10 protein-coding genes are annotated in these 13,201 nt (G+C 59.9%); 6 read left to right on the top strand and 4 right to left on the bottom strand.

Features of this window, described 5'->3' with window-relative positions; all coding sequences use genetic code 11:
• Positions 1 to 245 precede the first annotated feature (245 nt).
• A complete protein-coding gene (locus ACYQOP_RS00005) occupies positions 246 to 1,796 on the bottom strand; it encodes a sensor domain-containing diguanylate cyclase (protein WP_461220586.1) in 1,551 nt (516 codons plus the stop codon).
• A gap of 519 nt (positions 1,797 to 2,315) precedes the next feature.
• On the opposite strand from ACYQOP_RS00005, the gene ACYQOP_RS00010 reads away from it, so the two are divergent.
• Together ACYQOP_RS00010 and ACYQOP_RS00015 are read left to right on the top strand one after the other, a co-directional pair.
• Positions 2,316 to 4,670 (top strand): calcium-binding protein, encoded by a 2,355-nt coding sequence (locus ACYQOP_RS00010; RefSeq protein ID WP_461220587.1) that lies wholly within the window; start codon positions 2,316 to 2,318, stop codon positions 4,668 to 4,670.
• Positions 4,671 to 4,880: 210 nt separating this feature from the next.
• A complete protein-coding gene (locus ACYQOP_RS00015) occupies positions 4,881 to 7,622 on the top strand; it encodes a sensor domain-containing phosphodiesterase (protein ID WP_461220588.1) in 2,742 nt (913 codons plus the stop codon).
• Positions 7,623 to 7,914: 292 nt separating this feature from the next.
• On the opposite strand, the gene ACYQOP_RS00020 is transcribed toward ACYQOP_RS00015, so the two are convergent.
• Positions 7,915 to 8,490, bottom strand: coding sequence for a TetR/AcrR family transcriptional regulator (locus tag ACYQOP_RS00020; RefSeq protein WP_461220589.1), 576 nt, complete (start codon positions 8,488 to 8,490; stop codon positions 7,915 to 7,917).
• 114 nt (positions 8,491 to 8,604) lie between these two features.
• Between ACYQOP_RS00020 and ACYQOP_RS00025 the strand changes: the two genes are divergently transcribed.
• From ACYQOP_RS00025 to ACYQOP_RS00035, 3 genes are all read left to right on the top strand, one after another.
• Complete coding sequence (locus ACYQOP_RS00025) at positions 8,605 to 9,303, top strand: glutathione S-transferase family protein (protein ID WP_461220590.1); 699 nt, start codon at positions 8,605 to 8,607, stop codon at positions 9,301 to 9,303.
• Between the two features lie 407 nt (positions 9,304 to 9,710).
• On the top strand, positions 9,711 to 10,304 hold the full coding sequence (locus tag ACYQOP_RS00030; RefSeq protein WP_424753357.1) for a recombinase family protein: 594 nt from the start codon (positions 9,711 to 9,713) through the stop codon (positions 10,302 to 10,304).
• Positions 10,305 to 10,309: 5 nt separating this feature from the next.
• A complete protein-coding gene (locus ACYQOP_RS00035; RefSeq protein ID WP_461220591.1) occupies positions 10,310 to 10,732 on the top strand; it encodes a hypothetical protein in 423 nt (140 codons plus the stop codon).
• A gap of 125 nt (positions 10,733 to 10,857) precedes the next feature.
• Here ACYQOP_RS00035 and ACYQOP_RS00040 read toward each other — a convergent pair whose 3' ends face one another.
• Positions 10,858 to 11,097 (bottom strand): hypothetical protein, encoded by a 240-nt coding sequence (locus tag ACYQOP_RS00040; RefSeq protein ID WP_461220592.1) that lies wholly within the window; start codon positions 11,095 to 11,097, stop codon positions 10,858 to 10,860.
• 339 nt (positions 11,098 to 11,436) lie between these two features.
• Here ACYQOP_RS00040 and ACYQOP_RS00045 point away from each other — a divergent pair, with 339 nt between their 5' ends.
• The gene (locus tag ACYQOP_RS00045; RefSeq protein ID WP_461220593.1) at positions 11,437 to 11,685 is read left to right on the top strand and encodes a hypothetical protein; all 249 of its coding nucleotides are present in this window, start codon (positions 11,437 to 11,439) and stop codon (positions 11,683 to 11,685) included.
• A gap of 667 nt (positions 11,686 to 12,352) precedes the next feature.
• On the opposite strand, the gene ACYQOP_RS00050 is transcribed toward ACYQOP_RS00045, so the two are convergent.
• Entirely contained in the window at positions 12,353 to 12,910 is a 558-nt protein-coding gene (locus ACYQOP_RS00050) for a hypothetical protein (protein ID WP_461220594.1), read from the bottom strand.
• Positions 12,911 to 13,201: the final 291 nt, after the last annotated feature.

Below are 13,201 nucleotides of genomic sequence, written 5' to 3' on the forward strand. Positions count from 1 at the left end.
ATCCGCGCCGCACCGAGGAGCGCGTCACCGGTCTTCCGTCTTGTCATGGCTTCTGGCCCTCAGCGCGTAGCTTCGTCGCTTTAGGGATTACAGGACGCGGCATGTTCCGCCGCTCCCCGCTCTCCTGCGAACGATCAACCCCCGATAAGTCTTTGGTCAGATTACCATATTCTCTATATAAAACAATGTTTTAGGCCTGTCGCATCCGTGTCGGTTAAGGTCGGGCGACAGCTTCGAACGGCGCTCTAAGTGCTTGCGACGACACGTAGGCTTGCTCCGCTCCGGCATGCGACTCGTATTTGGTTTCGCCCACCCGCCTTGGCCTCGTAGAGAGCTCGATCGGCAATCGCGATGAGAGCAGCCGGATCCGCGGCCCGCATTTGGGGGATCTGCGCCAAACCACCGCTCACAGTCAGCACACCATGCGGGTTTGCTGCGTGCGGCTCCCTCCAGCCGGCGATGGCTTCACGGATGCGCTCAGAGACGATTTCAGCACCAACTGCGTCTGTGGCGGGTAGGATCACCGCGAATTCCTCACCACCGATGCGACAGGCGAGGTCATGAATGGGGTCGATCGCGGCTTCGATCGATCGCGCGATCAGCTTGAGCGCCTCGTCCCCTTTCTGATGTCCATAGCGGTCGTTGAAGCCTTTGAAATGGTCGGCATCAAGCAGGATCAGAGAGAGCGGCTGCTGGCTGCGGACAGAACGACGCCACTCGCGTGCAAGCACTTCGTCGAAGCGTCGGCGATTGGCGAGCCCCGTCAGGGCGTCGGTGGTCGCCATCTGCTCCAGCTCGACGTTTAGCGCAGCCGTGACCTGCTCGGACCGCTTCCGGTAGCTTAGCTCCCGACCAAACAGCCAAGTCAGAACCACCGTCGTGCCACAGAGGCTGAGCACGACGAATCCAAGCCCAAGGGCATTCTTCCACCAGTCGGCGTAGATCTGTGTGGGGGCAACGGACGTACTTAGGCGCAGCGGGTAGTTGCCAATCTGCGCGAAGACGAAGTGGCGATCCCCTTCACCCACCATCGCGGGACCGACGAAACTTCCGCTTTTGGCGGTCAAAATCTTCTGGTAGCTCGGCGTCTGCATCACGCTGGTGCCGAGCGGATGCGAACCGAGTGGTGTACGCATCACAACCGTGCCGTCGGGGCCGTACAATGTGACGGTGCCGGCATGCTCTGCCTTAGCCGAGCTGAGGAGATCGCGGAAATAGTCGATCTGAATGCCACCGGTGACGATGCCCGCGAAGGAGCCGTCCGCGTTCGACAGCCGGCGGCTCATCACCAGCACCGACTGACCGCTGAGACGTGAGATGACCGGCTTGCTGATGTACAGGCCGTCATTCGCGCCGTCGGCAAAGTGGCGGAAGTACTCTCGGTCTGCTGCGTTGAAGGAGATAGGGCCAAGGGTTTGGGAGTTGGCAATGACATTGCCATTCCGATCCAGCACGAGGACGTAGGCAAAGCCGGCCGCTGAGATCGCCCGGTCAAACAGGATCAGGTGGCGCAGTTTGGGGGACGCCTGCAAAACTTCTGTCAGTTGCAGATTGTCGACCGTGGCCTGCAGCGAGAGATCATACAGTTCGATGTTGCGTGCGATATCACGCGCCAGCACCTCCACGAGGCTGCGGGAAGTGATTTCTGTGCGCTGTTCTGCATCGAGGCGCATCTGCCACAGCATGAAGGCTGAGATCGCGCAGAGGCCAATGACTGAAAACAGGTTCAGGGCACCTAGCCATAGGGCCGATTGGGTCCAACCAAACCGACGTCGAACAGTGGGCGGCACAGACATCGTGAGGACTCTCTGTTCCGGTGTCTGGGGGCCCATGCTTCAGAGCGAGGGCACTCCAGGAGGCAAGGCCCTCTGGCAACCGTCGCCTTACATGCAACTTCCGAACGATTAGGCGGACGAGGCTCTCGGCGTGAGGAAAGGCTCAATGCCGACGAGCGCACGGGCGCAGGACAGCGTGCAGCATCAATCACGGGGCGTTCATTATCTAAATAGCTGATTAGCTACAATTCTCCAATGATCGAAGCGAGTGATCCGTAACTACCGGTTTTATTTGCTCTGGTTTTCCCAGAGCAGAAAACCGGCATTCAGAAGCCGAAACTCCTTCGGTTGCAAAACAGTTCCATTGAGTATTGCTCCATACCAACTAGGACTTGGTTATAAAGCCATACAACCGATTTATAATTCGTTAAGGAATGGCTGTACCTATTTATGCAGTCATCTGAGCTGTTCTATGAAGACCAGTTTGGTGCAGTGCACAGTTTATGTAATATACCAAGATCCTGGGGTTTGGAGATATTAATGGCTACCGTATCGATCCTCACCAATGCCGGTTTCGACGTCCGCGATTTCTTCCTGCCCAATCTCGGCGATGCCGACAGCGTCACGTTTACGGGTCTGGTCGACAGTGTCGGCGATCTCCTCCTCGGCGGCAGCCGCACGGATACGTTCGAGGTTCTGACCGTCGAGGCTAACGGCCTGACCTACAACTACACCGGCAATTGGGAGATCGAGGCGTCGACTGGCCTCCTCACAGGGACGGTCTCGGCCAGCGGCGGATACGACGGAGTCGAGGTGAAACTCGGGGATACGGTCTTGGCGACGCTCGACCTGCCGTTCCAGCCGGTCGACCTCGGGACGGAAACCAGCCCCGGCATTCTCGGCAGCGTTGGAGACCTCGCCACGGATCTCGTGGGCGGCACCGTGGATCTTCTCCTCGGAACCCTGGATGAGACTGTCTCCCTGGTCGGGCTCAACCTCGACGCCACGCCCGACCTCATCGACATCGTGATCGATGCTGGTGGCACCCAGATGGGCGGCGACGGCGATGATACGCTGCGCGGCGGCAACGGCGCGGATACCCTCGACGGAGGCGCCGGCAACGACACCATGATCGGCGGCGCCGGCGACGATACCTACATCGTCGATTCGTCCGGCGACACCGTGGTGGAGGATGCCGACGAAGGCGAGGACACCGTTCGCTCCTCGGTAACCTACACCCTTCCCGACAACGTCGAGAACCTCGTCCTCCGGGGCACCGGCGACATCGACGGAACAGGCAACGCCCTCGACAACAGCATCACCGGCAATGACGGCGACAACCGCCTCGATGGCGGGGCTGGAAACGACCGCCTCACTGGGCGTGGTGGGGACGATGTCCTCGTTGGCGGCACCGGCGACGACATCATGCGCGGCGGAGCCGGCGACGACGTCTACGTCGTGGATTCCACGGGCGATCAGGTCATCGAGGCCGCCGACGAGGGCAACGACACCGTCCGCTCATCGGTGACCTACAGTCTCGGCGCCAATGTCGAGAACGTCGTCCTGCTCGGATCCGACGCCATCGACGCCACCGGAAACGATGGCGCCAACAGCCTAACCGGCAATAGCGGTGACAACCGTCTCGACGGAGGCGCCGGCAACGATACCCTTTCCGGACGTGGGGGAGATGACACCCTTTTCGGCGGCACCGGCGCGGACACGATGCGCGGGGGAACGGGCAATGACACCTATGTGGTCGATGATGCCGGTGATCAAGTCATTGAACTGGCCCGCGAGGGCAACGATACCGTGCGCTCCTCGATCGACTACACCCTTGGGGCCAATGTCGAGCGCTTGGTGCTCACCGGAGCCGGAGACATCGACGGGACCGGCAACACCTTGAGCAACGCCATCTTCGGCACCGATGGCGACAACACGCTCAGAGGCGGAGCCGGCAACGACACCCTGCTTGGCAAGGGTGGTAACGACATCCTCGATGGTGGGACCGGCAATGACGCCCTTTATGGCGGTCTCGGCGACGACACGTACTTCGTCGACAGGGTCGGCGATAAAGTCGTGGAACTCCCGGGCGAGGGCCACGATACTGTTCGATCCTCCACCAGCTATAGCCTCTCTGCGAACGTCGAGGATCTCGTCCTCACGGGTAACCGCGGCTTCAGCGGCACCGGCAACGACCTCGACAACCACATCACCGGCAACGATGGTAGCAACCGTCTGAGCGGCGGTGCGGGCGACGACGTGCTGACAGGTAACGGCGGCAACGACACCCTGCTTGGTGGCACCGGTGCAGACACCATGCGCGGGGGCAGCGGCAACGACACCTACCTGATCGACAATGCCGGAGATCAGGCCATCGAACAGCCGGGCGAAGGCTTCGACACGATCCGCTCGACCGTCAGCCACACGATGGAAGCCAACATCGAGAAAATGGTGTTCAACGGAGCCGCGGATCTCACTGCCAACGGCAATGCCGGCAACAACCAGATCTACGGCAACGCCGGGGCCAACCAGATCTACGGCGGTGACGGCCGTGATCTCCTCTATGGCCGCGACGGCGCAGACACGTTCGTCTTCAAGGACGTCACCGACAGTGACGTTGCTGTTGCCGGACGCGACATCATCAAGGACTTCGATTTCGCCGCGGGCGACCGCATCGACCTGAGCGCGATCGATGCGAACTTCGGTCAAGGCGGAGACCAAGGCTTCGATTTCATCGGGACGGACACGTTCTCGGGTCAGGCCGGCGAGTTGCGGATGAAGTTCGGCGGCGGCAACACCCTGGTACAGGGTGACACCAACGGCGACGGAGCATCAGACTTCGACTTCATCCTCCAGGGCCATCATGTCCTCGACAACGGATCGTTCGTCGTCTGACACTTTCCTACACTCTCTGAAGGGGTTGCCATTGGGCAGCCCCTTCTTCTTGGCAGCAGAACGACGGATCAGATAGTGACAGCTCGCAAATGACGCCGCTGTCTCCGCAAGCCGCGCAATCGATTACGCATGCGTGAAAGTTATTCATCCTTTGATGCATAGCGTGCGTTAACCCGCCTGGTATGAGCAACCTCCAGCGATGGAATAACCATGCCGCCGCTTCCGCCAAATGAGGGCGAGCGTCTCGCGGCTCTGCGCGATCTGCGCATCCTCGATACGGCGCCTGAGGCCCACTTCGATGCGGTGTGCAGCACTGCGGCCGCGCTGTTCGCTGTGCCTATCGCACTGATCACGCTCATCGACAGCGACCGACAATGGTTCAAGGCCAAGTGTGGGATCGCTGCAGATGGCACGCCGCGTGATATTGCATTCTGTGCATATGCCATCCTGTCGGACGATGTTCTCGTCGTCGAAGATGCAACGACGGACCCACGTTTTGCCCAGAGCCCTTTAGTAACGGGTGAGCATGCCATCCGTTTCTACGCAGGCGCCCCTCTTGTTCTTCGATCAGGCATTCGACTTGGCACGCTGTGCCTCGTCGACACCAAGCCGCGAACGTTTTCAGAGCTGCAGGGAACCCAGCTTGAAGGCCTCGCTCGGATTGTTGTGGCTCACATCGAACTTCATCGGGCGCGGATCGCAGCTGAAACCGCCTTGGAGGAACGCACGCGATCGGAAGCACTGATTAGGGCGAGCGAGGCGCGCTACCGGACCGCACATGCGAAACTTGAGCAGACAGCCGATCTCCTCCGGCTTGCTCAGGAAGCTGCCGGAGCGGGAATTTGGCAGTGGAGCTTGGATGGAGATGTGGCGCAAAACTCTCCTGAGAGCGCCCACATGCTTGGGTTCGATTGCGAGTCGGGCTCAACGGACTGGATCGACATCGGCATCGCCGAATGGGCCGCAAGGGTACACCCGGACGACCTTCCACTTGTCCATGCGGCTCACGCAGCAGCGCTTCGTGATGGCTCGAACTACAAAGTAGAGTATCGGGTGAGGCGACCCGAGGGCAGTGCTGGGTACCGCTGGCTTATGAGCTTTGGCCGCATCATCCGTGATGAGGCAACTGGCAAGCCGCTGCAGATCGTCGGCCTTGATCTCGATGTAACCGAGCGACGCACGACCCAAGACGCTCTCATTCAAAGCGAAATGCGCCTACGCACGAGCGAGGAGCGCCTTGCCCTCGCCCTCGACAGTGGTAGCGATGGCTTATGGGACTGGAACGTCACCACGGGGCAGGTTTGGTACTCCGACCGCTGGTACACCATGTTTGGTTACGAGCCAGGAGAGGTCGAAGCGCACATCAACACCTGTATGGGGCTCACTCATCCTGACGACCTGAAGCAGACGCTGGCGCTTGTAGCGGAGCATTTCGAACAGCGATCCGCCACGTACGCCTCTGAGCGCCGCATGCGAACCAAGTCTGGCGACTACACCTGGGTTCTCTCACGTGGCAGAGTGGTGTCGCGGGACCCGCAAGGCACCCCGCTGCGCATGGTTGGCACTTATATCGACATCTCGGAGCGTAAGGCGTCTGAACACCGCATCGCCTACATGGCACGCCACGATGCGCTCACGGGCTTGCCCAACCGAACCGTTTTTTACGAGCATTTAGAGCACCGCCTGGCCGAGGTTCGCCGCGGCCGAGGCCAGGCAGCGCTGCTGTGCCTTGACCTCGATCGGTTCAAGTCCGTCAACGACACACTCGGCCACCCTGCGGGCGACCAACTGCTCTGCCAGATTGCCACGCGCTTGCGCGCAAACATTCGCGACGGCGATGTCGTGGTACGGCTCGGCGGCGACGAGTTCGCGATCATCGTCTCGCACGTAGACCACTTGCACCAAGTCAGCTCGCTGGCACAGCGTATGATCGATGCGGTAGGCCAACCACTCGATCTTGGCGGGCACCTCGTGACTGTCGGCGTCAGCATCGGGATTGCCCTGTCTCCGTCTAACGGCGACACAGCCGAAACCCTGTTCAAGAACGCGGACCTCGCGCTTTATCGAGCCAAGGAGGCAGCGCGCGACAGCTACCGCTTCTACGAAGCCGGTATGGATGCGGCTATCGAGACCCGCATGCAGCTTGAGTTGGAGATGCGTGAGGCCATCATGTGTGGCAGCTTTGCCATGCATTATCAGCCTGTGTTGCGTCTGTCTGACCACAGGATCGTCGGCTTCGAGGCGCTGATGCGTTGGCCTCACCCAACACGTGGAATGATTGCGCCTGGTGCGTTCATCCCATTGGCCGAGGAAACCGGACTAATTGTCTCGCTCGGTTCCTGGGCCCTGCAGGAGGCATGCCGGGAAGCTGCCTCCTGGCCCGGCCATCTGCGGATCGCCGTCAACGTCTCTGCCGTTCAGTTCCAGCAACCGGGGCTTGAAGAGAGTGTCATCTCGGCTCTGCGTAGCTCAGGTCTCCCGCCCCATCGTCTCGTATTGGAGATCACCGAGAGCGTTCTCGTCCAGGATGCGGAGGCGGTGATCGCCTGCCTGCACCGCTTGAAAAGCTTTGGCGTTCGCATCGCGCTTGACGACTTTGGTACCGGCTACTCGTCGCTAAGCTATCTACGCCGGTTCCCCTTCGATAGCATCAAGGTTGACCGATCGTTCGTCAGCGAGATCGACGACCCTGGGGCTGCGGCGATCGTTCGGGCTGTGGTGGGTATAGCGACGCAACTTGGGGCAACGGTTACGGCGGAAGGCGTTGAGACTGAGCATCAGCTTGAGCAGGTCGGTTTAGAGGGTTGTACGGACACACAGGGTTATCTGATCAGTCAGCCGCTATCATCAAAACACACTATCGAATTTATCATGCGGAATTTGAATAATTTTACATTTCCGAATTTATCAAATATTTGCAGGACAACTACGCACCGTGTTTGTGTGATGTAAAGTTTGTTCGCCCAAAAATGCATGTAATAAATTGTATTGAGGTGTCACTGCACGATAGAACATGCCGTCGTTAAAATATGGATTTTGTTGGAATTGGGTGCATACGGAAGATGCGTCCGCAAAACGACCGGATACCCGACACTGTCGAGTTATGCATTGGACGCACAGGCAGCCTCTGCGAGGCATACCAATGGATATGCGGTTTGGAATGACTGGGTTGGGTAGATTTCCGCCTGACCGCTTACGGTCGACAAAGCATGGAAGCGGACCTTGTCTTCGTGCGGGCTTTTGATCAGTTCGGCAGGAGTCCCGCCTCTTGATAGCTCCTGACCAACGAGTCGAACAGATTTATGTCCGAACGGCTTCGAGCGATGATCTGAGCTCCAACTACAGCAGCATAAATGGCACGGGCTCTCGTCTCTGCGTCCTTCGGCTCAACTAGCTTTGCAGCAATTAGCTGATCGCGAAGCCAAGCCGTATTAACGTCTGCAAAAGACTGGACCTCCTTCAGAACCTGCTCAGGCAACGCGTCATACTCTGTCGCCATGAAGCTGCTGAGGCACATGCGATTGTTGCGCTCCAAAGAGAGACGAAAAATGCTGGGGTATTGCCGCAGCGCTTCCATCGGGCTTTGCACATCCGTTGAAATAGCCCCAAGATCGCGGGCAATGTCTTCCCAATAGCGGCGCGCGACTGCCTCGCCGAGGAGGGCCTTATTGGCGAAATAGTAGTTGATGCTGGCGGCCTTGATGCCAACGGCCTCCGCGAGGTCGCGGAAATTGATGCCGCCGTATCCATAGGCCATCGCTGCTTCCCTCGCGGCCACGAGGATCGCCTCACGCACATCCCTCTTCAACGTCTCTGCCATTCTCAACCTCCATCTGTCATATGGCAGACAGGGGTTGACAGCACAAGACGCCTGCCTTAGCTCGTTACCTGTCATCTGACAGACAGGCAAAGTCTTTAGGAAAGCGAGACGACGATGTCCGACAAGCTCAAGCTCTTCACCTCACCCTCGGCCTTCCCGAACCCGCAGCGCCTGCGGATCTTCATGCACGAGAAGGGCATCGCCGATCACTTCGACGAGACGGTCTACGACATGTCACCGGTCGGCGAGCAGCGGGGTTGGAAGCACCTGAAGATGAACGCTTGGGGCGAGACACCGACCCTCGCACTCGCTGACGGATCTTACTTGAGCGAGACCTCCGCCATCGCCCGCTACCTCGACGACACGTTTGAAGGCCGCAAGATCATGGGCGAGACGGCGCACGAGCGTGGCCTTGATCAGATGTGGGACAACCGGGTGTGGGTGCACATCCTCTATCCCATCGTCACTGCATTCCATGTCCTGCATCAGGGTCTGGGCCCGAAGCTCGAACTGACCAGCAATCCGGCCTGGGGCGAGCACTCCCGCAAGGTGGCACTGGCGCATGCCGGCTTAATCGACCGGCACCTCTCCGACGGCCGTGCGTGGCTGCTGGGAGGCGATCAGCCGACGTTCTCGGACATCACGTTGGCGACGGCCATCGCGTTCTCCAAGTTCCCGGTGAACGCCACTCCGCTCGATGAGCGCTTCGAGCATCTCGATGCCTTCTGGCAGCGCTGGCAGTCTCGGCCGGCCTTTATCGCTGCCTATGCGGATAGGAGCAGCGGTGTGCCGGAGATCGACAACCGGACGTGAGCGCCCAGCGGTCGGTCCCGGCCGGGGTCCGACCGCAACCCTGCCCGAGGAGGTCATCATGCCTTTTGCACGTATCGGTTAGATCCAGGGGAAGCCCCCCGAGTACCGCGCTGCCGTGGCGGACATAGTCTATCAAAGCATCGTCGACGTCCTCAAAGCACCTGATGGCGACCGCTTTGGGGAAGCGCCGACGGTCATCGTGACGACTGGCATGGGTCGGCACCTGACGGTCCGCTTCACGATGCGGTAGGGCTGACGCCTGCAAACCCTCCGTGTTGGGAATACCGTCGTTTTCCCGACGAACAATGGATGCGCTTGGGACACACGTTGAAACAGCCCCGTTTATGTCGGGAAAATATGACTGGTTTTCTATTGCGGATTAAACGTGCTTGAATCACTATCCCGACATGCTCGTCGGATATGCCCGCGTCTCCACCCTCGATCAAAACCTCGACCTCCAGCGTGATGCGCTGACCAAGGCCGGGTGCGAACGGCTGTTCGAGGAGAAGAAGTCGGGAAAGGCCGGCACGAAGCGTCCCGAGTTCGAGGCTGCCCTCGCCTACCTGCGCCCCACCGACGTGTTGGTGGTCTGGAAGCTCGATCGGCTCGGCCGCTCGCTCGTCGAGATGATGCGCACGATCGACAGCCTTCGCACGAAGGAGATCCACTTTCGCAGCCTTACCGAGCAGTTTGATAGCGACACCGCTCATGGTCGCTTCGCCTTGCAGATGCACGGCGCCATGGCTGAGTACTTTCTCGACCTGAACCGTGAGCGCACGATGGAAGGGCTGAAGGCGGCCCTGGCCCGCGGCCGGAAGGGTGGCCGACCGAAGAAGCTCACCGATGCCGATCTCGAAGTCGGGCGCGCCCTGCTGCAATCCGGTACGATCTCGATCGCCGCCATCGCCCAGCGCCTCGGGGTCAGCCGGGATACCTTTTACAGCTACTTCCCCCAAGCCAGGGCACGCAGCCAAGCTGCCGCCGCAGCCAGGGAGACCTGATCGCGATGCCGATCCGGCGTGAGCACCGCTTCTACTACCCGATCGACTGGCCGCAGCTCTCCGCCGTGATCCGCTTCCGACGGGCAGGAGGTGCCTGTGAGGGATGCGGACGGCCGCACGGGCAGACGATCTACCATTTGGGCGACGGACGCTGGTGGGATGCCTCGACCGGCTGTTGGCGTGACGGAGGGGGGCACACTCTCCAAAGCCTCCCGAGCTTCGAGGAGCTTGGGCGCCTACGCCCGACCAGGGTAGTGCTCGCAACCGCGCATCGCGACCACGACACCGGCAACAACACGGACAAGAACCTCGCTGCGTTCTGTCAGCGGTGCCACATGAACCATGACCGGCCGGAGCACCAACGTCGTCGATGGCGAACCCTTTTCCGGCGCAAGGCCTCCGGCGACCTATTCCGAGGTTCGTACTAGCCAACGCCTTTGGCAGCCTGGCGCATCAGACGAAGCCACTCGCTGAGTTCGCGACGAGTTTCTACTGCTTCGGCTGTGTAGCGCCCGTGTCGATACATACCATTGCGCGAGCCCCGGGTAGGTGATCAACCCGCATCCTGCTCAACGATATGGATGCGCAGCTTCCGAGCTACGTCTGCTGCCGCCGTCCCTCCGGCCTCAAGCGCCTCGGCTTGGTTTGAAAATTCCGCACGTGAGCGAGTGATGAGGAACCGATCAGTGCCGCAGTAGATGGCCCACGCCCATTCAAGCGGTTTTTTGCCCGTGGCTTCGGCCTGAATTTGGAGAGATGTCGGTTTACCGTGGGGCATGGTCTTATAATGCAACGGGCGCTTATCGGCTCCAAAATGTAGAAGGATCTCGCAAACATTGAAAGAGGAGCTATCAATGGTTAACTTTCTTCTAAATCAGAGTTAAAATATAATTTTGGTCGCTATAGATTGAAATTTACAAGTTGGCCTCTGAGTATTCATTCCTGTGCGTCTGAGGCATAGCGCGAATACATCGTAAAGACCCTCCGACCTTCGAGCGAAGGCAATATACTAGTTCGTTTCTGTATTCAGTGCATTATGGTCCAATGCAAAATCAGCATGACGCACCGCACAATTATCGTGGTTAAATCTCTCTAACGGCCGGCTCATCGCTGACCAATGTGGAGAATTACCATGAGTACCGCCCAGGCCTTTACCCTTGCGATCCTTGCCTCTGCGACCTTCGTATCTGGAGCAGCTGTGGCTGCGGATGCAGTTCACCTCACCCCTCCCCTCTTCCGCGAGCACGCTCGAGAGACCCAGAAGGTGCGCAGCGTCAGTGATCTGACCACAACGCCTCAGCCAACCGTGGCGGCGAAGTCGGTGATCATGCCTCGCACGGTGCAGGTAGTTGCTGACGCTGAGGCTGCCGCCGTTCGCTGAACGGCGTTTGCGGGCTGAGCATCGATGCGCTGCGGGCAACATGCCTGCAGCCGGCCGGGTTGCTAATACAGCTCGTATGGTTAAGGTTCTACGTAGGAAGTGCGCAGAACCGCCGCGCCTTCCGCGGAGAGACAATTTGCTAGTCAATCACGATCGCCGCATTCTGACCAAAGCTGCGGAAGCCGTAGCCGGTCGGATTTCCGTTAAGCGCGAGCTGGATCGGTCCTGGCCTAGCGATCACAGTCGCCTTTGTGCTCTCCAAAGCCAAGGCGATCTACGGTGGATCGGCGAGCAGGCGGGGCCGCATATTGGCGGCGTATTCGCAACGTGGCAGATTACTCTGGAGGGAATGGCGCGCCTTGAGCGGCTAACTACCCTGCCGTCTGAACCGTTCGATTTTCCGGCAGCCGCTTAGCTCCGAACGATCGGCTAACGGCGTGCACAAGCGTGCAATCGGTTCCTATCAACGTGTCCCAAGCTTCACCTGTAGGTAGCGTTCAGAGGCTGGAACCCCTACTGGCGGCGCCAACCCTGAAAGACCCGAGCGTCGCCCATGTAGGCCCGCACCGTGGACGGGGCCTTGCTCACGCGTTGGTACGCCTGAACGATTGCGGCTGCTTCGGCTGGAAGGCCCACAATCGGCGGGCCGTTTTCCCCCGGCTGCGTCTCAAGCATCATCGTCACGGCCGAACACCTCACCCTCTTCCGCCAAACGAGCATTGGCCTCGTCGGTGCTCAATTCCTCCAAAGCCCGATGCTCGGAGAGCAGGCGCCGCATCGTCCGGTCTGCGTCCGAGCAGTCAGAAGGCTCATCCGCGTTGGGGGCGCATCCCTTAATCGTCTCTTCTGTCTGCTGATCGACAACCGTGCGGTCCGCGGCACTGAGCCCCTCAAGATCCCCAAGACCGAGTTCGCTCGCGACGTGAGCAGCAATCTCTTCCCGCTTCGCTGCGAGGGCCAACACTACCGTTTGAGCCTGATCCTTTGCATCGTCGCGTCCGACCTGCCGGGCCAATGCCCGGCGCCAGCCGACAGGAAGCGAGGCACCGCGAAGGCGCATGCGGTCTGTGACGCCGGCCAACACGATTTGCCAATGCTCCGCCGTGAGCGATGCCAGGTCCGGACTGAAGCCGAGGTTGTGGGCCATCACACCCGCAGCCTCTTCCCATTCAGCGTCCAGCTTTCGCTTCTCAGTCGAGAGGGGGATGATCGGTGTTTGGGACATGCTGTGCCTCCTCGGATCCGGAAACATAAGGGCCGTGCGGCTCGGGACCATCGGCATCGCACCCCCTCCCCGCTCCGAGCGCGTCTGCGATCATGTCGCCGAGAACGTCGGCGTCTCACTCAATTGACAGGACAATTAGCGCTCTGGCTGTCGGGCGATCCTACAAACGGATCGCTCGCGATGCATCGATCACTCCCCGCAACTCTTCCGGTTCTGGCTTGATGCTAACGGCGGCCTGAGGGCGGAGTGGGAGGCAGCCTCTCATCATCGAGGTTTTCATCGGGTTCGTCG

The organism is Methylobacterium sp. CM6247, assembly GCF_054817925.1.